This is a genomic window from Streptomyces sp. H39-C1 (assembly GCF_027158125.1).
GTDB classification, from domain to species: Bacteria; Actinomycetota; Actinomycetes; order Streptomycetales; family Streptomycetaceae; genus Actinacidiphila; species Actinacidiphila fildesensis.
Genome location: NZ_JAPVLS010000025.1, coordinates 1 through 19,775, shown reverse-complemented (window position 1 = coordinate 19,775; position 19,775 = coordinate 1). Strand labels below are relative to the sequence as shown.

Genomic DNA, 19,775 nt, shown 5'->3' with positions numbered 1-19,775 from the left:
TCAACGCCGCGTTTGTTTTGCCGCACAGAAGTGAGAACCACCGCATGGCAGCAACACCGACATGGTCCGGCCAGTGGGTCGCCGACCGGCTGGACATCGCCCTCGAAGGGGAGGGGCTGAGCGAGCTGCTCGGGCTCGCGCTGCGGGACAACCCGAAGCGCGCGCACCTGCTGGTGTCGAACGTGCTGGGCAAGCACGTTCCCCAGCACCCCTTCGACGTCCACACCGCCGGGTACGGCCTCGGCCGCCGGGTGCGGGAGCTGCTCGGTGACGAGGAGGCCGCGCGGTCCGTCGTGCTCGGCTACGCGGAGACCGCGACGGGCCTGGGGCACGCGGTGGCCGACGGGGTCGCCCTCGCGCCGTATCTGCACTCGACGCGGCGCGTGGTCGCCGGGGTCGCGGCGGCCGGCGGCTTCGAGGAGGAGCACAGCCACGCGACCGGTCATCTGCTGCTGCCGGCGGATCCAGGGCTGCTGACCGGGGACGGGCCGCTGGTGCTGGTCGACGACGAGTTCTCGACCGGTCAGACCGTCCTCAACACGATCAGGGACCTGCACGCCCGCCACCCGCGCGCCCACTACGTGGTCGTCGCGCTCGTCGACATGCGGTCGGACGCGGACCGGGAGCGGCTGACGGAGTTCGCGGCCGGGCTCGGCGCGCGCATCGACCTGCTGTCGCTGGCGTCCGGCACGGTCCGGCTGCCGGAGGGCGTGCGGGAACGCGGCCAGGCGCTCGTCAGGGCGAGCGTCACCCCGCCGCCCGCGCCCGCGACGGCGTACGAGGCGGTCCGGGTGGACCTCGGCTGGCCCCAAGGGCTGCCGGACGGTGGACGGCACGGCTTCACGCCCGCGGACCGGGAGCGGCTGGAGGCGGCGCTGCCGTCGATGGCCGAGGCGGTCCGCCTGGCGCTCCCGGCGCAGGACCCGCGCCGCATCCTCGTCCTCGGCAACGAGGAGCTGATGTACGCGCCGCTGCGGCTCGCCCAGGAGATCCAGGACGGGACCGGTGCCGAGGTCCGGTTCTCCACCACTACCCGCTCGCCCGTGCTGGCCGTGGACGACCCCGGCTATGCGATCCGCAGCCGGATCGTCTTCCCCGCGCACGACGACCCCTCCGACGGGCCCGGCCCGCGCTACGCCTACAACGTCGCGGGCGGCGGCTTCGACGTGATCGTCGCCGTCGTGGACTCGGCGGGGGACACCCCGGCGCTGCACGCGCCCGACGGGCTGCTCGCGCATCTCGCGGCTCACACCGGGCAGGTACTGCTCGCGGTCGTGCCCGCGTACCAACCGAACGGACAGGTTCAGCAGATGGCCCAGACCCCCACGCTTCCCTCCCCCCTGCGCGGTCCGGCGTTCTCGTCGTACGCGGCGGACGAGGTCGGGTGGTTGCTGAAGGACCTGTCGGACGTCGAGCTGGAGGCGCCGACCGAGGAGCGCGAGGAGGCGATCCAGAGCGGTGGGGCGCACTACGCGGAGTCGCTGCCGGTGGAGTACCAGCCGAGCGAGGCGTACCAGGCGCTGTTCCGCGCCGCGCTGGACACCTCGGCCGACCGGATCGCGCGGGCGGTGGGCGCCGTCACCGAGCTGGTGCTCGCCGAGCGCGGCCCGGACGCCGTACTCGTCTCGCTGGCGCGCGCCGGCACCCCGGTCGGGGTGCTGATGCGCCGCTGGGCGCGGCACGCGCACGGCCTGGACCTGCCGCACTACGCCGTGTCGATCGTGCGCGGCCGGGGCATCGACACCACCGCGCTGCGCTGGCTGGCCGAGCACCACGACCCGGAGCAGGTCGTCTTCGTCGACGGCTGGACCGGCAAGGGCGCGATCACCCGGGAACTGGCCGAGGCCGTCAAGCCGTTCGGGAACTTCGACCCGGACATCGCGGTGCTCGCGGACCCGGGCGGCTGCGTGGGCACCTACGGCACCCGTGACGACTTCCTCATCCCCTCCGCCTGCCTCAACTCCACCGTCTCCGGGCTCATCTCGCGCACCGTGCTGCGCGCGGACCTGATCGGGCCCGACGAGTTCCACGGCGGGAAGTTCTACCAGGAGCTGGCCGGCGCGGATGTCTCCGGGCTCTTCCTGGACACGGTGACGGCCCGCTTCGACGACGTCGCCGACGCGGTCGCCGAGGACGTGAAGGCACTGCGGTCGCAGGACCGCAGCCCCACCTGGGAGGGCTGGGCCGCCGTCGAGCGGATCAGCGAGGAGTACGGCATCGGGGACGTGAACCTCGTCAAGCCCGGTGTCGGCGAGACGACGCGGGTGCTGCTGCGCCGCGTCCCGTGGAAGATCCTGGCGCAGCGCGGCGCCGGCGCGGACCTGGACCACGTCCGGCTGCTCGCCGAGCAGCGCGGGGTGCCGGTGGAGGAGGTGGACGGGCTGCCGTACTCGTGTGTCGGCCTGATCCACCCGCGGTTCACCAGAGGCGCCACCGGTACCGACGGCAAGGCGGTCGCCCGATGAGCGCCGGATTCCGTACCCTCGCCGCCAGCGACCTGGACCGGACGCTGATCTACTCCTCGGCCGCGCTCGCGCTCGGCATGCCCGACGAGCAGGCGCCGCGGCTGCTCTGCGTCGAGGTGCACGAGGCGAAGCCGCTGTCGTTCCTGACGGAGACGGCCGCCGCGCTGGTGCAGCGGCTGGCCGCCGAGGCGGAGTTCGTGCCGGCCACCACCCGGACGCGCAAGCAGTACCGGCGGATCAGTCTGCCGGGCCCGGTACCGCGATTCGCGATCTGCGCGAACGGCGGCCATCTGCTGGTCGACGGCCGCACCGACCAGGACTGGAACGCCGAGATGCGCCGCCGCCTCGCGGACGGTTCGGTGCCGCTGGCCGAGGTGCGCGCGCATCTGGCGCGGGTGACGGACCCGGCGTGGCTGCGCAAGGAGCGGGTGGCCGAGGACCTGTTCGCGTATCTCGTGGTGGAGCGGTCGCTGCTGCCCGAGAACTTCGTGAAGGACCTCACCGAGTGGGCCGACAGCCGCGGCTGGACGGTGTCGCTGCAGGGCCGGAAGATCTACACGGTCCCCAAGCCGCTGCGCAAGAGCGCGGCGCTCGAGGAGGTCGTCCGGCGGACCGGTGCCGACCAGGTGCTGGCCGCGGGCGACTCCCTTCTGGACGCCGATCTGCTGATGGCCGCCGACGCCGGCTGGCAGCCGGGGCACGGCGAACTGGCGGACAGCGGCTGGCGGGCGCCGCATGTGACGCCGCTCGCCACGGTGGGTGTCGCTGCGGGCGAGGAGATCCTGCGGCGGATGCTCGCGCAGGTCGCGGCCGGCGCGGAGGACGGTGCCGCGGCCGCCTGACACCGCTCTCGGCGTAGGCCGTTGGTCACTCCCTGGTGGTGACCACCCGGTTGCAGTTGGCGCGGGCGGCCTCGACCCGGTCCGCGTTGGGGCGCTCGCTGGACGCTATGAAGGCGTGCGCCTCGGGTTCGCTGCGCCCGCCGCGGATGTGGCGGCGCAGCAGCCGGCGCTCGCGTACCGCCTGCGGGGCGTCGACGAACCACAGTTCGTCGAGCAGATCGCGTACCGCCTCCCAGCCCGGCCCGTCGTCGGCCAGGTAGTTCCCCTCCGTGACGATCAGCCGCACCTGCGGGAGGACGACCAGGCCCGCGGCGATCGGCTCCTCCAGCCGGCGGTCGAACTCGGGGACGTAGACGGGGCGTTCATGGCTGGAGCGCAGCCGGCGCAGCAGCTGGACGTAGCCGTCGACGTCGAAGGTGTCGGGCGCGCCCTTGCGGCCGGCCCGGCCCAGCCGTGCCAACTGGGCGTTGGACAGATGGAAACCGTCCATCGGGACGTACGCCGCCATGTCCGCGCCGAGCCGCGCGTTGACCCCGCCGACCAGCCGGCGGGCGAGGGTGGACTTGCCCGCGGCGGGCGCGCCCGCCATCCCCAGCAGGGCCCTGCGGCCTGGAATGCTGGGCACAAGGGCGATGGCGTCATCGACGAGCATGCCCGTCACCTTAAGCGTCCATCCGAGGAGAAGCCTTGTACGAGACGAAGAATCCGCAGCTCACCCCCGAGCTGTACGCATATGTACTCGCGCACAACCCGCCGCTGGACCCGGTGCAGCGGGAACTCGTCGAGCTCACCCACACCCGGCTCGCGGATGTCTCAGGACTGCAGACCGCGGAGGAGCAGGGCCCGCTGCTCGCCTTCCTGGTGCGGCTGGTCGGGGCCCGCCGCATCGTCGAGGTCGGCACGTTCACCGGGTTCTCCACTCTGTCGATGGCCCAGGCGATGCCGGCGGACGGACAGCTCATCGCCTGTGACGTCTCCGAGGAGTGGACGGCCGTCGGCCGCGAGGCCTGGGCGAAGGCGGGCGTGGCGGACCGGATCGACCTGCGGATCGCTCCGGCACTGGACACGCTGCGCGCGCTGCCCGAGGGGCCGTGGATCGACTTCGTCTTCCTCGACGCGGACAAGGTCAGTTACGTCGCGTACTGGGAGGAGCTGGTGCCGCGGATGAACCCCGGCGGCCTGATCGTCGCCGACAACACGCTCTTCCACGGTGCGGTCGCCGATCCGGCCGTCGAGGGCCCCGCGGCGGCCATCCGCGCCTTCAACGACCGGGTGCGCTCGGACGACCGGATGGACGACGTACTGCTCACCGTCGCGGACGGCCTCACCATCGCCCGCAGGCGGTAGCTCCTCCCGGGCGTTCCGGCGACCGGTGCCAGGGCCTGTCCGGCGGATCAGGGGCGGCCCCTTCGCCGCCTGGCACGGCAGCTCGCGGCGTTGCCGAAACACCCACATACAAAAGCGTATGCGGGCATTCCGGCGCCTTGCGATCTACCGCACCAGACGACGCCTGGACCGCCCCTGATCCGCCGGACAGGCCCTAATGCTGAGGCAGCCCGCGAGGCGGGGTCCGGCGGGCGGCCGCAGCCGCTCGTGCCGCCGCCTCGCGCGCCGCCGCTTCGGGGTGGCGCTGTCGCCAGTACGGGTTGTCGTGCGGGAGGCCGCCGGTGACGCGGCCGTACATGCCGAACATGAGGAGCATGATGCCGACGACGAAGCTGAAGATCACGTTGGGCATCTCGAACGCCAGGAAGTTGTGGCTGCTGTCCAGCAGGGCGAGATTCACGAAGCCGCTGAGGATGAACAGGGTCCCGAGGACCATGTTCAGGTTCGAGGCGATGTTCCCGCCGATGACCATGCCCGCGAAGAGCAGCAGTCCGACGGCGATCGACAGGACACTCAGCGTGCCGTTGGTGTTGAGTCCAGCCACCGTGTCACCGTGGGTGTCCAGGAACGGGACCTGGTTCAGTAGCCCCAGGATGCCGAAGACCAGCAGCACCAGCCCCGTGAGGCCCGCGCCGACGCGGTAGACCTGGCTCAGCCGGTGATCAGCGGGCAGATGCTCGTCGAGTCGTATGACCATGAGCGGCCTCCTTGGCGGAAGCGGGGGCAAGCGGAACCACATGCCCCACTTAACTCAAGCATCCTCCCGGCGGGCCTCTTCATCAACTGTTCCGCCGGCTGCCGCCCGGTCCGCGACGAGGGAGCGCAGCAGCGCGGGCCCCGCCTGCTCCAGGCTGCGCAGCACCGTCCGGCCCGGTGCGGGCAGGATCGGCACGACGGACGGCACGGCCAGCACCTGGCACCCCGCGGCCTCGGCGGAGGCCACCCCGGTGGGGGTGTCCTCCACGGCGACGCAGCGGGCCGGATCGGCGCCGAGCAGCCGGGCGGCGGCCAGATACGGGTCCGGAGCGGGCTTGGTGCGGGGGGTGTCGTCGGCGGTGACGGAGACCGCGAAGTTCTCCCGGCCGAGCACGTCGAGCACCAGCTCCACGACGCGCCGCGGCGAGGCGGACACCAGCGCCGTCGTCACCCCCTCCGCGCGCAGCCGGGCCAGCAGCACGGTCGCACCGGGGCGCGGCCGTACCTCGCGGGCCACCAGCTCGGCGAAGCGGGCGTCCAGCTCCGCCGCCAGGTGCTCACGGGTGCGGGCGGTCCCGGTGGCCGTGAGCAGATGGCCGGTGGTGTGGTCGACGGACCGGCCCAGCACGTCGGGGACGTCCGCGTCGGTCAGCGTGTAGCCGAGCGCCGACGCGGTCTCGGCGACCGTGTCCCACCACACCCCCTCGGTGTCGACCAGCGTGCCGTCCATGTCGAAGAGCACCGCCTGAAGCGTCACGCGGTGGGTCCGTCGACGAGCACGGGGCGCTGCGGGAGGGTCACGGTGACGGTCGCGCCGGCCGGCAGGGTGGCCGCGCGGTGGCTGGGCACGTCCGCTTTGACCGTCGCGCCGTCCGGCAGCGACAGGGTGAGACGGGTGACCGAGCCGTGGAAGGCGGCGGTGAGCACCCGGGAGCGGCCCTCGCCGTCGGCGGTGGCCTCCAGGGCCTCCGGCCGGACCAGGACGTCCACCGGGCCCTGCGCCGGGGCGGCGCCGCGCACCGGCAGCCGCTGTCCGAGCACCTCCACGTCACCGTCCGCCATGACGCCCGGCAGCCGGTTCATGGTGCCGACGAACTCGGCGACGAACGCCGTCGCGGGCGTGTCGTACAGCTCGGCGGGGGCCGCGACCTGCTCCAGCCGGCCGTCGCGCATCACCGCGACCCGGTCGGCCGTCGACAGCGCCTCCTCCTGGTCGTGCGTGACGAAGACGGTGGTGATCCGCAGCTCCTGCTGCAGCCGCCTGATCTCCTCGCGCAGCGTCACCCGGACCTTGGCGTCCAGCGCGGACAGCGGTTCGTCCAGCAGCAGCACCTTGGGCCGCAGCGCCAGCGCGCGGGCGAGCGCCACGCGCTGCTGCTGGCCGCCGGAGAGCTGGTGCGGGAAGCGGTCGGCGTGCTGCGGCAGCCCGACCAGCTCCAGCAGTTCATGGGCGCGCTTCCGGCGCTCGGCGGCGCCGGTCCGCCGCATCTTCAGGCCGAACGCGACGTTGTCGGCGGCCGTCAGGTGCGGGAAGAGGCTGTACGACTGGAAGACCATCCCGGCGTCGCGGCGGTGCGCGGGCACCCCGCTGATGTCCTGGCCGTCGACCAGGACCTGGCCGGAGTCGGGACGTTCGAAGCCGGCCAGCATCCGCAGCGCGGTGGTCTTGCCGCAGCCGGACGGGCCGAGCAGCGCGAGCAGCTCACCGGGACGGGCGGTCAGGTCCAGGCCGTCGAGCGCCACGGTGGCGCCGAACGACTTGCTGAGCGCGCGGAACTCGACGGTGGTGGCCGTCGAGGAGTCCGCGGGGTCCGGGGCGGACGTGGTGGCCTTGGTGGAAGCCGTGGCGGCGGTCATGCCACCTCCTGTGCGATGGGTGCGGGAGCGGCCGCGTCGCGGCCGGCCCGGCGGGAGCGGGACAGGGAACGGGACCGGTCGCGGGGCCGGCCCAGGGCGGCGAACACCAGCAGCAGCATCCAGGTGACCACCAGGCTCAGCACCGAGACGGCCACCGACAACTGCGCCTGGTTGCCTCCGGTGTTGACGATCCACACCGCGAACGGCTGGTACCCGAGCAGGGCGCCGACGGTGTACTCGCCGAGAACCAGCGCGAGGGTGAGGAAGGACGCGTTCAGCAGCGCGCCGCGCAGGTTGGGCAGCACCACCTGCAGGACGGCCCGCGGAGCGCTCGCGCCGCAGCTGCGCGCGGCCTCCACCAGGACGCGGACGTCGACCGCGCGCAGCCCGGAGTCCAGCGCCCGGTAGGCGAGCGGCAGCGCCATCACCGTGTAGGCGAGGACCAGGACGAACGGGAACCGCTTGTCCTGCACGGCGGTGAACGTCTGGAACAGCGGGGTGCGCGACAGGTGTTCCGGGCCCCAGCGCAGCACGCTGCTGTAGCCGGAGACCAGCGCCACCGACGGGACCACCAGCGGCAGCGAGCAGATGATCTCCAGGACCGGCCGCAGCCGGGGAGCGCCGAGGCGCACCGCGACGAGCGCCGGGACCAGCAGCACCATCACCAGGACGATGGTCGCGGCGGCCAGCTCCAGGGTGAGCAGCAGGCTGTCGGTGAAGCCGTCCGCGCTGACGATGCCGCTGTACGCGTCCAGGGTGAAGCCCTGGCCCGGGACGTCCACGGTGAAGATCACCGAGGCGGCCACCGGGACCAGGAAGTACAGGCCGGCCAGCAGGCCGACGGCGCCGCGCCACAGCGGCTTGCGGGTCAGTCGAGCCATCGTGCGCTCCTTCGCTGGAGGGGGACGTAGACCGCCATGACGAGCCCGGCGACCACGACCATGTCCAGGCTGAGCGCGAGCGCGATGTTGCCCTGGCCGACCAGGACGTTGCCGGACAGCGCGTCGGCGATCTGCACGGTGATCAGCGGCACCGAGCCGCTGCCCAGCGCGGCGGCCGTGGCGTAGGCGGCGAAGGCGCTGCCGAAGAGCAGCACGTAGCCGCCGAGCAGGGACGGGGCCAGCACCGGCAGCGCGACGTACCGCCAGTACTGGAAGCCGGTGGCGCCGTTGTTCTGCGCGGCCTCGCGCCACTGCGTGCGCAGGCCCTCCAGCGCCGGGGTGATGGCCAGGACCATCAGCGGCAGCAGGAAGTAGAGGTAGACGATGACCAGGCCCCAGAACGTGTACAGGCTCCAGCCGGCACCGGTCAGGCCCAGGTGCTCGGTGAGGACGCCCGCGTTGCCGAGGGTGGCGATGAAGGCGAAGGCGAGCGGTACCCCGCCGAAGTTGGCGAGCACGCCGGACGCCGCGAGGACACCCTCGCGCAGGGCGCGGTGACGCGAGGTCACCACGGCCTGCGCGAGGGGGAGTCCGAGCACGGCGGCGAGCAGTGCGGACAGCGCCGACAGCTTGACGCTGCTGACCAGCCCGGTGAGGTAGGCGCCCTGCACGGAGTCCGTGAGGTTCGCCGTCGTCCACTGCGCGCCGCCGGGCGCGTCACTCGAGGTACTGAAGGCACCGGTCAGCATGGCGACGGCGGGCAGGCCGAACGCCACCAGCATGAACAGCACGAGTGGCAGCGCCGCCAGCATGCCGGCCGGCGCCTTGGTCCTCAGGGTCATCAGGCGACGGCCTTGGCCCAGCCCTGGGTGACGGTCTTCTTGGCCGCGTCCACCTGCGCGGGCGTCGGGAAGGCCGGGGTGCCGGCGACGGCCGGCAGCTTGGCGGCGGCAGCGGCGTCGAGCGTGCCGGCCTGCTTGAGGGCGTCCATCAGCACGGGACGGGCGTAGCCCTTGAGCCACAGGTTCTGGCCCTCGGCGCTGTACAGGTACTCCTCCCACAGGCGGGCGGCGGCCGGGTGCGGCGCGTCCTTGTTCACGGCCTGCGCGTAGTACTGGGCGTAGACGCCGTCGCTGGGGATGGAGACCTTCCAGTCCACGTTCTTCGTCTTGAACTCGTCGGTGTAACCCGCGTTGAGGTAGTCCCAGTCGATGCTGATCGGCGTCTCGCCCTTCTGGACGGTCGCCGGGGTGGACTCCACCGGGTTGTAGTTGCCCGACTTCTTCAGCTGCCCGAAGAAGTCCAGACCGGGCTGGATGTTGTCGAACGAGCCCTTGTTGGCGATGGCCGCCGCGTAGACGCCGCCGAAGGCCGAACCGGACTTCGTCGGGTTGCCGTTCAGCGCCACCTGGCCCTTGTACTGCGGCTTGAGGAGGTCCGCGAAGGTCGAGGGGCACTCCTTGACGCGCTTGGCGTCGCAGCCGATCGAGACGTAGCCGCCGTAGTCGTAGTACCAGCGCGCCTGTGCGTCCTTCTGCGCCGCCGGGATCTTCTCGTAGTCCGCGACCTTGTACGAGGCGAACAGGCCCTGCGAGGCGCCGCTCAGCGCGAAGGCGCTGCCGAGGTCGACGACGTCGGGGGCGCGGTCCTGGCCCTTGCGGGTGCTGATCGCGGAGATCTCGATCTGGCTGGAGGCGTCGGGGTTCTCGACCTCGACCTTGATGCCGTACTTCTTGCTGAAGCCGTCGATGAGCGCGCCGTAGTTGGCCCAGTCGCGCGGCAGGGCGATCGCGTTGAGCTTGCCCTCCTTCTTCGCGGCGGCGACCAGGGCGTCCATCCCGCCGAACTCGGCGGCGGAGGTGGCGGTGGCGGCACTCTTCTTGCCGTCGGCCGCCGTGCTCTCGGTGGGTGCGGCGCCGCAGGCACTGAGGCCGAGCGCAGCTATGGCGAGGACACCTGCGAGGCCGGCGGCCCGGGGGCGGGGCAGAATCACGAGACTCTCCATGGGGACGGGAGATAGCCAGGGTTGGCTGTACAACTCGAACAATGACGACCTCAGTACGCCGCAGTCCAGTGTCCGGCGGATGAACGCGCCACTGCGTTCCGGTGTCGGCCGCGGGAATGACGCGGTTGCCCCGGAATCGGCGGTTGATTCGGCGGTTAGGGTCGGAGTGCGGTCCGTCGGTGGGCCGTCCGTGGGTGATCCGGCGGACAGGATCTAGGCTCGGTCGCCGGAGCAGTGATCGACGTGGGGGAGCAGCGTGGCGGACGGCCGGCAGACGATGTACCGGAAGGTGGCCGCCGACCTCCGGCAGGCCATCGCCGACGGCGCCTACGGGTCCGGCGGCCGACTGCCGGCCGAGGGCGAACTCGCCACCCGCTACGGCGTCTCGCGCGGCACCGTGCGCCAGGCCCTGGCCGTACTGCGGGCCGACGGGCTGGTCACCTCCAGGCGCGGCACCCGCCGCGTCGTGCTGGGCACCGCCCGGGTGCAGAGCTTCGGCGAGCTGCTCAGCTTCACCCGCTGGGCCCGCTCCATCGGCGAGGAGCCCGGCGGCCGGGTGGTGGAGATCATCCGCAGTCCCGCCGACGAGGTCGAACGTGAACAACTCCGGCTGGAACCGGACGCCGAGGTCTACCGCGTGCTGCGGGTCCGCACCCTGTCCGGCGTCCCGGTGATGGTGGAGCGCACCGTCTACCCCGAGCACATAGGCGCCCTCGTCGAGGCGCTGGACCCGCACGCGGTCTCGCACACCGTGCCGCTCCAGGAGCAGGGCGTGCTGTTCACCGACGCCCACCACACCATCGACCTGGCCCTCGCCGACGCCGACGACGCCCGGCTGCTCGGCTGCCTGGTGGGCGATCCGCTGCTGCGTGAGCGGCGCCGCACCACCGATCCGGCGGGTTCCCCGGTGGAGTGGTCGCAGGACCGCTACTTGCCGGGAACGGTGGCCTTCACCGTCCACAACTCGACGGCGGTCACCTCACTGTCCCGTCGCACGGGAATCTGACGAAACGTCTGTCTCCGGTCTTCCCCTGTTCATGTGCGACTGTCATCATCCTACTCGCCAGTAACCGCGAGTAACCCCCGCACCTCTCTGACCAGGAGGCACCGTGTCCGCCCTCTCCCGCCTGCCCGGAACCGGCATGTCCCGCCGCACGCTGCTCGGTTCGGCCGTCGCCACCGGCGCGGCCATCGGCACCGGCGTCCTGCCCGCCGGCCTGCAGCAGGCGCTGGCCGAGCCCGCACGACAGGGCACGCTGGACGATGTCGAACACGTCGTGGTCCTGATGCAGGAGAACCGCTCCTTCGACCACTACTTCGGCACCCTGAGCGGCGCCCGCGGCTACGGCGACAGCTCGCTGCTCCGCTTCCCGAACGGCTCCGACGTGCTGCACCAGCGGCTGCTCGGCTCCGTCGGCGGCACCAGCCTGCTGCCCTGGCACCTGGACACCACCACCTCCGACGCCCAGCGGATCTTCGACCTGGACCACTCCTGGGACGGCACCCACAGCGCCTGGGCCAACGGCCAGTACAACAACTGGATCCCCGCCAAGTCCTGGTACACGATGGGCTACTACCGGCGCCAGGACATCCCCTTCCAGTACGCGCTCGCCGATGCCTTCACCCTCTGTGACCAGTACTTCTGTTCCACCATGGCGTCCACCAACCCCAACCGCCTCTACCTGTGGTCCGGGACGGTCGACCCGCGCGGCACCGCCGGCGGCCCGGTCGTCGACAACAGCGAGAAGGGCTACACCTGGACGACCTATCCGGAGCGGCTGCAGGCAGCGGGCATCTCCTGGAAGGTCTACCAGCAGGAGGACAACTACGACGACAACGCCCTGGCCTGGTTCAGGCAGTACCAGAACGCCTCCAAGGACTCCCCGCTCTACGTGAACGGCATGGTCAAGCGCGGTGCGGACGACTTCGCCCAGGACGTGGCCAACGGAAAACTGCCCGCCGTCAGCTGGGTGGTGGCCCCCACCGACCAGTCGGAGCACCCCAACCACCCGCCGGCCCAGGGCGCCGACTTCACCTCCTCCTACGTGCTGGAGGCGCTCGCCGCCCACCCCGAGGTCTGGGCCAAGACCGTCGTCCTGCTCAACTACGACGAGAACGACGGCTTCTTCGACCACGTCATCCCGCCGGCCGCCCCCGCCGGCACCCCGGACGAGTTCATCAACGGCGCGCCCATCGGGCTCGGCCCGCGCGTCCCGATGATCGTCATATCGCCCTGGAGCCGCGGCGGCCGCATCAACTCCGAGGTCTTCGACCACACGTCGGTCCTGCGGTTCCTGGAGAACTGGACGGGGGTGCGCGAGCCCAACATCTCCGCCTGGCGCCGCACCGTCTGCGGCGACCTGATGTCGGCGTTCGACTTCCGGACGTCCACCACGACGTTCCCCGCCCTGCCCGACACCAAGAAGCTCCTGGCGGACCTGGCCGAGCAGCACAAGAAGGTGCTCCCGCCGCTCTTCCCGCCGGTGGTCCAGCACTTCCCCGAGGTGGAGCCGGGCGACCGCCCGGCGCTGCCCACCGGCTACCGCTTCGGCTCGTCCTCGCGGACCGACACCGCCAAGGGCCTGATCTGGATCACCGTGGACAACCTCGGCTCCCTCGGCGCCGGCCTGTCGATGTACACCGTCAACCACCGCAAGTTCGGCGCCTGGCGCTACACGCTGCCCGTGGGCGGCAGCATCACGGACTACTTCAGCGCCCAGGCCGTCAGCGGCGGCCCGTACGACATCGACACCCATGGCCCGGACGGATTCCTGCGCGGCTACAAGGGCGACGTCCGCACCTGGACCAACCCGGCGAAGGCGCACCCGGAGGTCTCGGCGGTCGAGGCGCCGGACGGCGTCCACCTCAAGCTCACCAACGCGGGTGGAAAGCCCGCGGTGTTCACCTTCCCGGGCCACCAGGTGACGGTCGCGCCCGGTGCCTCGGCGACCGCGGTCGTCCCGTCCGCCACCGCACGCCGCTACGACTTCACGGTGACGGCGGACACCGGCGACGGCTTCGAGCGCCGCTTCGCGGGACGGCTGCAGCCGTAGGTCACGGCTGATGCCGAGGGGGTCCGCCCGAGTCTTCGGCGGACCCCCTCCGGTCGTGCGGTCCTACCGCAACAGGCTTGCCAGCAGCGGCCGGTAGTGGGCGAAGTCCGCGGCCGCCGCCACCCGTACGTCCTTGGCGCCCTCGTCCCACCGGCGCAGCCGCACCGCCTCGGCGCCGAAGGCCTCCGCCTCGAAGTCACGTACCTCGCTCTGCGACATCGGCCCGCCCTGGACCCGCAGCGTGTGGACCGAGGCCTCGGACAGCCGCCCGAAGTACTCCGGCTCCACCGCGCACAGATACCGCTTGGCGGCGACGTGCAGCCGCACCGGCTCCGTCACCTCAGGTCCGAACCACCGCGCCAGCCACTCCGCGCCCGTGTGGCTGTGACGGTTGTCGGTCCCGGCCATCAGGTCCGCGCCGGTCACCGCCCCGTGGAAGTGACCCACGTCGTGCAGCAGCGCCGCGGCGACGAGAGCGGGCGCGGCGCCCGCGGCCTCCGCGAGGGAAGCGGCCTGCAGCATGTGCTGGGCCTGGGTGACGTCCTCGCCCAGGTACTGCTCGGCGCCCGCGCCGTCGAAGAGGGCGGCCAGCTCGTCGAGCGGCCGCTCCCGGCGCAGCACGGCGAGCGTGCTCGCGAGCCCGTCGAGGTCGGCGTAGCAGCCCTGCAGATGACGCTCACCGCTCTCGGCGAACGCGGTACGGGCGTGCAGCAGACGGGTGTTGTCGAAGACGAGACAGTCGCCGGGAGCCAGCCGGAAGTCCAGCCGCAGCTCCGCGCGCACCAGCAGCTCGCCGAAGGCCCGGTAGGCGCGGTAGAAGGAGTCCAGCGCCTCCCGCGACAGCCGCAGCGTCCCGATGGAGCGGTTGTTGAAGCGGACCTCACGGATCCGCCCGAGCGGGTCCACGTCGATCAGCGGCCGGTCGGCGCGCAGCGCGGTGCGGGCGTCGTCGAAGCGGAAGGGCACCAGGGTGCGGGTCAGCACCTCGAACGCGGCCGGGTCCTCGGTGCGCAGCAGCGCGGCGGCGGCGAAGCCGTCGACCAGCCCCGAGTCGCCGCCGACGGCGGCGTTCGTCAGACAGTGCAGCAGCTGCAGGGTCGGTACGGGGTCGCGGTACGGGTTGTCGGTGTGCGGGGTGATCGCCGCGCCGGTGAAGGCGAGGTTGTTCGGGTCCGCCTCGACGCGCACGTCGAACAGCGTGCCGTAGTTCGTCTCGCGGACATGGCCGAACGTCCCGGCGACGGCCAGCACCTGCCGCTCGGTGCGGGGCACGTCCCGCAGCAGGGCGAAGCCGAGCCGCTGGACGGACTCCAGCACCCGTATCCGCTCGGCCGGGTCGGCGAGATACGCCTCCCAGCCGGCCTCGGGCAGCCGCCCGTCCAGATCGGCGGCGCACCACAGCTGCTTGCCGGCCTCGGTACGGCCGTCGCCGCTGTCCCCGCTGCCGTCGCCGGGGTCGGGGTCGGCCGAGGCGAGCCACTCCGTCCCGTAGACGGACCGGTGGCCGTCGGGGAGCCACTCCACCTCGAACGCGAGCTCACCGACCCGCACCTCGCCGACCGCCAAGTCCGTTGGCAGATCGGTGATCTGGAAGAGCTTCTGGCCGTTGCGCGGATCGCGGCACTGGGCGCAGCGGCAGTTGTCCCGCAGCCAGGCCGCCGGGAGACGGGTCAGGTCCATACGGTCCTCCATAAGTTGTCTAGCCAACTTTAGAAGGGAACCTCGCACGCGGTCATGAGGACCGACGGACGGCCACATGTCGCGAGGATGAACACCGGGTCCCGACGCGGGACGGCGCGGAGCGTCAGCTGCAGCAGCCGCCTCCGCAGCACCCACCGCCACCGCCACCGCCGCCACCCGACGCGGGAGCGGCGGCGCTGCCGCCCACGGCGACGGCGGACAGCAACTTCACCGTGTCGTCATGCCCCTCGGGGCAGCTCGCGGGGTCGGAGGACTCGGCCATCGGCCGGTTCAGCTCGAAAGTGGTACCGCAGGACCGGCAGCGAAACTCGTATCGGGGCATGCGACGAAGAATAGCCCCGCCGGCCGACCGCCCCGCGGAGCGTCAGCGCCCCTGCGCCCGGTCCTCACGGATGTTCGCGACGACCCGGTTCACGGTCTCCCGCACCGCCGCCGTCTCCGTCAGGAAGGCCCAGTAGTCCGGATGCCGCCCTTCCAGCGCGGCGAGCGCCCGGTCCAGCCGCGCCACCGCGTCGTCCAGCGGCCGGGCATGCCGGGGCTCGGGCGTCGTCCGGCCCTGCATCGCCAGCCGCTGCGCGTCCCGGATGGCGAACCGGGTCCTCTCGACCTCGGCCTTCGGATCCTTGCTGACCTCGTTCAGCCGGCGCAGCCGGTCACCGGCCGCGGACACCGACCCGTCCACGTCGTCCAGCAGCGCCCGGACCGTGCTCAGCCGGGACGTCGCGTCGGCCCAGCGCTGCTCGTCGCGCGCCTTGGCGGCCTCCGCGAGCTTGGCGCTCGCCTGCGCCACGGCGGTCTCCGCCTGCGCCGGCACCTGCTGCAGGTCCTGCCAGCACGCCAGCGAGAAACGCCGCCGCAGCTCACTGAGGACCGGCTCGACGCCGCCGGCCCGGGTGGCCAGCGCCTCGACGCGGGTGCGCAGGCTGACCAGCCGCTTGTCGATCTCCTTCGCCTGCTCAGGAAGCCGCGACGCCTCCGCCCGGATCGCCTCCGCACGGCGCTGCACGTCCTCCGCGCGCGCCAGCGTCTCCGGCACGCCGTGCGTCCCGGCCCCCTGGTTCAGCTTCGTGAGCTCCGGCGAGAGCGCCGCCAGCCGCGAGGCCAGCTCGTCGCCCTTCAGCCCGGCGGCCCGCACCGCGTCCAGCGCGTTGCTCGCCGCCAACAACCCCTGCCGCGCCCGCTCCACCGCCGGCGCCAGCCGGGCCAGCTGCGTCTCGGCCTTCCCCAGCAGCGGCGCGAGGCTCGCGGCGAACCGCTCCAGGTCCGCCTTGGCCCGGTCGAGGTCGTCCTTCGCCTTCGTCAGCTCGTTGCGGGCCCGGGTGGCGGTCGCCGTGTCCAGCTCGTCACGGTCCAGGTCATGGGCGTCGACGGTGGCGATGTACGCCCCGCTGACCTGGTCGATCTGCTCGCCGAGCGCCCGGAACCCGGCCAGCGCGCGCTGCGCGGCCGGCGAGTTGTCGACGGCGCTGATGGTCTCTATCGACAGGTCCAGGTCCCGTTGGGCGGTGTCCAGCTCGTAGAAGGCCTGGGAGGCGGCGTCCTTCGCGGCCTGGGCATCAGCGCGCAGATTGTCGCCGCGCCGCCACCACGAGCGTGCCGTCGTCACAGTGACTCTCTCCCGCAGGTCCGCCGCTGGTGTCTGTCGGCTCCAGTCTCCCACCTGACCAAGACGAATACACGGCCCGGGGCGGTTGCACGGACACGTGACCGAACGCCGGGCCATGCTTTACCCGCCCTTGGTATCCGGTTGGGGAGCACGGGGTTCGGCGATGTAATCTGTCACTTCACGTTCCGAGGGCGTGTAGCTCAGTGGTAGAGCAGCGCCTTTACACGGCGCTGGTCGGCGGTTCGAACCCGTCCACGCCCACCGCTCGATCCATCCGGGAGCCCCCGGCCAGCCATGGCCGGGGGCTCCCGGCGTTCCCGGGGCCGGTGCCGCGGGCCCGCCCCCGGTCGCGCACCAGGTCGGGAGCCCTGAGGCTGGAAGCCGTACGGTCCGGCGTCCGCCGGTGGCCGGCGGCTTCAGGAGGAGTCATGGCGGGTATCCAGCCGTTCACGCGGGAGGACTACGCGGCCCGGATGGCACGGGCCGCGGAGGCGGCGGCCGCGGCGGGGCTGGCCGGTGTGGTCGTGACCCCCGGCCCGGACCTGGTCTATCTGTGCGGGTACCAGCCGACGGCGATCACCGAGCGGCTGACGATGCTCGTGCTGTCCGCCGGCGAGGAGCCGCAGATGCTGGTGCCGGTCCTGGAGCGGCCGGACGCCGAGACGGCGGAGGGCGCGGGGGCGGTCCTGCTGACGGACTGGATCGACGGGCAGGACCCCTACAACGCGGCGATCAGTCTGCTGCGGCCCGAGGGGCGTTACGGGATCTCCGATTCGGCGTGGGCGATGCACCTGCTGGGCTTCCAGCGGACGCTGCCCGGTACGGCGTACGCGTCGCTGACCGATGTGCTGCCGATGCTGCGGGCGGTCAAGGACGAGCACGAGCTGGCGCGGCTGGCGGCGGCCGGAGCGGCGGCGGACGCCGCGTACGGGGACATCCTGAAGGTGCGGTTCGCGGGCCGCCGGGAGACCGAGGTGGCGGGCGACCTCGCGGATCTGCTGATCTCGTACGGGCACAGCCAGGTCGACTTCACCGTCGTGGGCTCCGGGCCGAACGGCGCCAACCCGCATCACGAGGCGGGGGAGCGGACCATCGCCGAGGGCGACATGGTGGTGCTGGACTTCGGCGGCCTGAAGGACGGCTACGGCTCCGACACCACGCGCACGGTGCACGTCGGCGAGCCCTCGGACGAGGAGCGGAAGGTGCACGACATCGTGCGCGAGGCCCAGCAGACGGCCTTCGAGGCGGTCCGGCCCGGTATCGCCTGCCAGGAGATCGACCGGGTGGCCCGCAAGGTCATCACGGACGCGGGGTACGGCGAATACTTCATCCACCGGGTCGGCCACGGCATCGGTGTGACGACGCACGAGCCGCCCTACATGGTGGAGGGCGAGGAGCGGCCGATCGTGCCGGGAATGTGCTTCTCGATCGAGCCCGGCATCTATCTGCCGGGGCGCTTCGGGGTCCGGATCGAGGACATCGTGACATGCACCGAGGAGGGCGGTCGGCGGCTCAACGGCACCCCCCACGAGATGCGCCTTGTCGGCTGATATTCGAACTGGTGCGAGGTTTAACGACCTTGCGTTGATTCGTTCGGGGGTACAGGTTCGAACTGGGGCCTGGTCGCGGTTCGCGCGGCCTCAAGATCTGTCCTGTGAGTAATCGGTGGGGAAGGGCCGCCCTGCGAGGAGCAGTGGTGGCGGCGGGGACCACCCTGTGCGGTTCGGGGTTGCTGGTACCGGTCGCGGTCGCCGGCGAGGACTGTCCGGGGCCGGTCACGGTCCAGGTGGAGCACGGCTCGGTGCACGTCTGCGTCCAGGCTCCCGACAGCCATGGACACGGGCCCGGCGTCGAGGACGGCGTCGAGGACGGGCACGGCCACGGCCACGGCCACGGCCACGGCCACGGATACTGGCACTGGGGTTGGCACCACTGCCACTGCTACTGGCACTGGCACGGGGGCCATCCGTCGTGTCCTGAACCGACTCCGACTCCGACGCCGACTCCCACCCCCACACCGACCCCCAGTCCCACCCCCACGCCCGTTCCGACGCCCGTGCCCAGGCCGACCCCGGCGCCCAGGCCGACCCCGGCGCCCAGGCCGACGCACCGCGTGGTCGTCCCGCCCCCGCGGGTTACCCCGCCGCCGCGCGTCGAGCCCTCGCCGGCCCCGGAGCCGAGCAGCAGTCCGGAGCCCGTCGTCACCCCCGCGCCGACCCCGTCGCCGCGGCACGCCCCGCCTCCGCGCCCGGCCGTCCACTGGCCGGCCCCTGCCGCGGCCCCGGCGCCCCCCAAGCACCAACGGCGGCCGCTGATGATGACGATGCTGCTCACGACGGTGCCGGGACTGCTCGCGGCGGCCGTGCTCCGGCCGGGCTCGCACGTGTACCGCAGGGCCCGTTGACGTCGTTCCGACGACCGGTGACCCGTAGACCCGCTGTCAGTTACGTCAGCTAGGAGTTCGTCATGTCGCAGTGGATTGCTCTGGTGATCGCGATGGCCGCGGCCTGCGTGGTCGTCATCACCGTCGTGGTGCTCAGACAGCGGCGCGTCCCGGTGGACGACGACCCCACCGAGACGCCCGACGTCATCGAGTACATGACGATGATGATCGGGGTGATCTACGCGATCGTCCTGGGCCTGGCGATCGCCGGAGTGTGGGAGGGCCAGGGTGCGGCGCAGGACGACGTGATGCGTGAGGCGCAGGCCCTGCACGAGATCAGCACGCGCGTGCAGGTGTATCCGCCCGAGGTGCGGGACCGGATCCGGGCGGACGTCGACGCGTACGTCTCGTACGTGGTCCACAAGGAGTGGCCGTACATGGCCGACCACGGCACCCTCTCCCCGAAGGGGACGGAACTGCTGTCGGCGGTGCGCCGCGACGTGACGGACTACGCGCCCAAGGGGGACCTGGACGCCCAGGCCTACCAGCCGGTGGTGGACCAGGTCGCGGTGGCCGACGAGGCGCGTACCGCGCGGGGCCAGAACGCGGGCGCGACGATGCCCGGGATGGTGTGGTTCGGCCTCATCGCGGGCGCCCTGGTGACGGTGGGGCTGATCTTCACGCTGCAGATCCGCCGCTCGGGCCGGGAGCTGCTGCTGGCGGGCCTGTTCAGCGCGCTCATCGCGTTCCTGCTGTTCCTGATCTGGGACCTCGACGCGCCCTTCGGCCGGGGCATCGCGGTCGCCCCCGATGTGTTCCTGGACCTGTTCCCGGCACTGAAGTAGCGGAGCCGGAGCGGGGCGCACGACGGAAGGGCGGTGGGCCCGGGGGGGCTACCCC

Annotated in this window: 18 protein-coding genes and 1 tRNA gene; 9 read left to right on the top strand and 10 right to left on the bottom strand. The window is 72.2% G+C overall.

Going from position 1 to position 19,775, the window contains the following annotated elements; genetic code table 11:
* Positions 1 to 44: 44 nt before the first annotated feature.
* Both O3W51_RS18335 and O3W51_RS18330 read left to right on the top strand, forming a co-directional pair.
* The gene (locus O3W51_RS18335) at positions 45 to 2,465 is read left to right on the top strand and encodes a phosphoribosyltransferase (protein WP_269286876.1); all 2,421 of its coding nucleotides are present in this window, start codon (positions 45 to 47) and stop codon (positions 2,463 to 2,465) included.
* Positions 2,462 to 3,307 (top strand): HAD family hydrolase, encoded by an 846-nt coding sequence (locus O3W51_RS18330; RefSeq protein WP_138356781.1) that lies wholly within the window; start codon positions 2,462 to 2,464, stop codon positions 3,305 to 3,307. The genes O3W51_RS18335 and O3W51_RS18330 overlap by 4 nt, the downstream gene beginning before the upstream one ends.
* Positions 3,308 to 3,332: 25 nt before the next feature.
* Here O3W51_RS18330 and O3W51_RS18325 read toward each other — a convergent pair whose 3' ends face one another.
* Positions 3,333 to 3,959 (bottom strand): nucleoside/nucleotide kinase family protein, encoded by a 627-nt coding sequence (locus O3W51_RS18325; protein ID WP_198359016.1) that lies wholly within the window; start codon positions 3,957 to 3,959, stop codon positions 3,333 to 3,335.
* 35 nt (positions 3,960 to 3,994) lie between these two features.
* Between O3W51_RS18325 and O3W51_RS18320 the strand changes: the two genes are divergently transcribed.
* Entirely contained in the window at positions 3,995 to 4,654 is a 660-nt protein-coding gene (locus O3W51_RS18320; RefSeq protein WP_138356783.1) for an O-methyltransferase, read from the top strand.
* 193 nt (positions 4,655 to 4,847) lie between these two features.
* On the opposite strand, the gene O3W51_RS18315 is transcribed toward O3W51_RS18320, so the two are convergent.
* From O3W51_RS18315 to O3W51_RS18290, 6 genes are read right to left on the bottom strand one after another with little or no spacing between them, the layout of a single operon-like run.
* The gene (locus tag O3W51_RS18315) at positions 4,848 to 5,390 is read right to left on the bottom strand and encodes a DUF4383 domain-containing protein (RefSeq protein ID WP_138356784.1); all 543 of its coding nucleotides are present in this window, start codon (positions 5,388 to 5,390) and stop codon (positions 4,848 to 4,850) included.
* A gap of 54 nt (positions 5,391 to 5,444) precedes the next feature.
* Positions 5,445 to 6,146 carry an HAD family hydrolase gene (locus O3W51_RS18310; protein WP_307811581.1) on the bottom strand — a complete coding sequence of 234 codons (702 nt, stop codon included), beginning with the start codon at positions 6,144 to 6,146 and terminating at the stop codon, positions 5,445 to 5,447.
* Entirely contained in the window at positions 6,143 to 7,246 is a 1,104-nt protein-coding gene (locus O3W51_RS18305; protein ID WP_138356785.1) for an ABC transporter ATP-binding protein, read from the bottom strand. The genes O3W51_RS18310 and O3W51_RS18305 overlap by 4 nt, the downstream gene beginning before the upstream one ends.
* Positions 7,243 to 8,127: an ABC transporter permease gene (locus O3W51_RS18300; RefSeq protein ID WP_138356786.1), complete on the bottom strand. Its 885-nt coding sequence runs from the start codon at positions 8,125 to 8,127 to the stop codon at positions 7,243 to 7,245. The genes O3W51_RS18305 and O3W51_RS18300 overlap by 4 nt, the downstream gene beginning before the upstream one ends.
* Positions 8,115 to 8,969 carry an ABC transporter permease gene (locus O3W51_RS18295; protein WP_138356787.1) on the bottom strand — a complete coding sequence of 285 codons (855 nt, stop codon included), beginning with the start codon at positions 8,967 to 8,969 and terminating at the stop codon, positions 8,115 to 8,117. The genes O3W51_RS18300 and O3W51_RS18295 overlap by 13 nt, the downstream gene beginning before the upstream one ends.
* Positions 8,969 to 10,132 carry an ABC transporter substrate-binding protein gene (locus O3W51_RS18290; RefSeq protein ID WP_138356788.1) on the bottom strand — a complete coding sequence of 388 codons (1,164 nt, stop codon included), beginning with the start codon at positions 10,130 to 10,132 and terminating at the stop codon, positions 8,969 to 8,971. Before O3W51_RS18290 ends, O3W51_RS18295 begins: the two co-directional genes overlap by 1 nt.
* Before the next feature lie 277 nt (positions 10,133 to 10,409).
* Here O3W51_RS18290 and O3W51_RS18285 point away from each other — a divergent pair, with 277 nt between their 5' ends.
* Positions 10,410 to 11,138, top strand: a complete 729-nt coding sequence (locus O3W51_RS18285) for a GntR family transcriptional regulator (protein ID WP_138356798.1) — start codon at positions 10,410 to 10,412, stop codon at positions 11,136 to 11,138.
* A 103-nt stretch (positions 11,139 to 11,241) separates the two neighbouring features.
* The gene (locus O3W51_RS18280; protein WP_269286868.1) at positions 11,242 to 13,185 is read left to right on the top strand and encodes a phosphocholine-specific phospholipase C; all 1,944 of its coding nucleotides are present in this window, start codon (positions 11,242 to 11,244) and stop codon (positions 13,183 to 13,185) included.
* 63 nt (positions 13,186 to 13,248) lie between these two features.
* Here the strand turns inward: O3W51_RS18280 and tmpA are convergent, their stop codons facing one another.
* The 3 genes from tmpA to O3W51_RS18265 all read right to left on the bottom strand — a co-directional run bounded on the left by tmpA (position 13,249) and on the right by O3W51_RS18265 (position 16,492).
* The gene (tmpA, locus tag O3W51_RS18275; protein WP_443048300.1) at positions 13,249 to 14,877 is read right to left on the bottom strand and encodes a 2-trimethylaminoethylphosphonate dioxygenase; all 1,629 of its coding nucleotides are present in this window, start codon (positions 14,875 to 14,877) and stop codon (positions 13,249 to 13,251) included.
* Positions 14,878 to 14,989: 112 nt separating this feature from the next.
* A complete protein-coding gene (locus O3W51_RS18270; protein WP_164294057.1) occupies positions 14,990 to 15,208 on the bottom strand; it encodes an FmdB family zinc ribbon protein in 219 nt (72 codons plus the stop codon).
* Between the two features lie 42 nt (positions 15,209 to 15,250).
* Positions 15,251 to 16,492 carry a hypothetical protein gene (locus O3W51_RS18265; RefSeq protein WP_138356791.1) on the bottom strand — a complete coding sequence of 414 codons (1,242 nt, stop codon included), beginning with the start codon at positions 16,490 to 16,492 and terminating at the stop codon, positions 15,251 to 15,253.
* A 189-nt stretch (positions 16,493 to 16,681) separates the two neighbouring features.
* Here O3W51_RS18265 and O3W51_RS18260 point away from each other — a divergent pair.
* From O3W51_RS18260 to O3W51_RS18245, 4 genes are all read left to right on the top strand, one after another.
* Positions 16,682 to 16,753: transfer RNA gene (locus O3W51_RS18260), tRNA-Val, on the top strand.
* Positions 16,754 to 16,920: 167 nt separating this feature from the next.
* On the top strand, positions 16,921 to 18,042 hold the full coding sequence (locus tag O3W51_RS18255; RefSeq protein ID WP_138356792.1) for an aminopeptidase P family protein: 1,122 nt from the start codon (positions 16,921 to 16,923) through the stop codon (positions 18,040 to 18,042).
* Between the two features lie 146 nt (positions 18,043 to 18,188).
* Positions 18,189 to 18,896, top strand: coding sequence for a hypothetical protein (locus tag O3W51_RS18250; protein ID WP_269286861.1), 708 nt, complete (start codon positions 18,189 to 18,191; stop codon positions 18,894 to 18,896).
* A gap of 62 nt (positions 18,897 to 18,958) precedes the next feature.
* Positions 18,959 to 19,720, top strand: a complete 762-nt coding sequence (locus O3W51_RS18245; protein ID WP_138359651.1) for a bestrophin-like domain — start codon at positions 18,959 to 18,961, stop codon at positions 19,718 to 19,720.
* Positions 19,721 to 19,775: the final 55 nt, after the last annotated feature.

Bases quoted from the DNA above. Each gene is read 5' to 3' on its own strand.
- O3W51_RS18335 (WP_269286876.1), top strand. From the start codon at position 45: ATGGCAGCAACACCGACATGGTCCGGCCAGTGGGTCGCCGACCGGCTG.
- O3W51_RS18330 (WP_138356781.1), top strand. From the start codon at position 2,462: ATGAGCGCCGGATTCCGTACCCTCGCCGCCAGCGACCTGGACCGGACG.
- O3W51_RS18325 (WP_198359016.1), bottom strand. From the start codon at position 3,959: ATGCTCGTCGATGACGCCATCGCCCTTGTGCCCAGCATTCCAGGCCGC.
- O3W51_RS18315 (WP_138356784.1), bottom strand. From the start codon at position 5,390: ATGGTCATACGACTCGACGAGCATCTGCCCGCTGATCACCGGCTGAGC.
- O3W51_RS18305 (WP_138356785.1), bottom strand. From the start codon at position 7,246: ATGACCGCCGCCACGGCTTCCACCAAGGCCACCACGTCCGCCCCGGAC.
- O3W51_RS18300 (WP_138356786.1), bottom strand. From the start codon at position 8,127: ATGGCTCGACTGACCCGCAAGCCGCTGTGGCGCGGCGCCGTCGGCCTG.
- O3W51_RS18295 (WP_138356787.1), bottom strand. From the start codon at position 8,969: ATGACCCTGAGGACCAAGGCGCCGGCCGGCATGCTGGCGGCGCTGCCA.
- O3W51_RS18290 (WP_138356788.1), bottom strand. From the start codon at position 10,132: ATGGAGAGTCTCGTGATTCTGCCCCGCCCCCGGGCCGCCGGCCTCGCA.
- O3W51_RS18285 (WP_138356798.1), top strand. From the start codon at position 10,410: ATGTACCGGAAGGTGGCCGCCGACCTCCGGCAGGCCATCGCCGACGGC.
- tmpA (WP_443048300.1), bottom strand. From the start codon at position 14,877: ATGGAGGACCGTATGGACCTGACCCGTCTCCCGGCGGCCTGGCTGCGG.
- O3W51_RS18270 (WP_164294057.1), bottom strand. From the start codon at position 15,208: ATGCCCCGATACGAGTTTCGCTGCCGGTCCTGCGGTACCACTTTCGAG.
- O3W51_RS18255 (WP_138356792.1), top strand. From the start codon at position 16,921: ATGGCGGGTATCCAGCCGTTCACGCGGGAGGACTACGCGGCCCGGATG.
- O3W51_RS18245 (WP_138359651.1), top strand. From the start codon at position 18,959: ATGTCGCAGTGGATTGCTCTGGTGATCGCGATGGCCGCGGCCTGCGTG.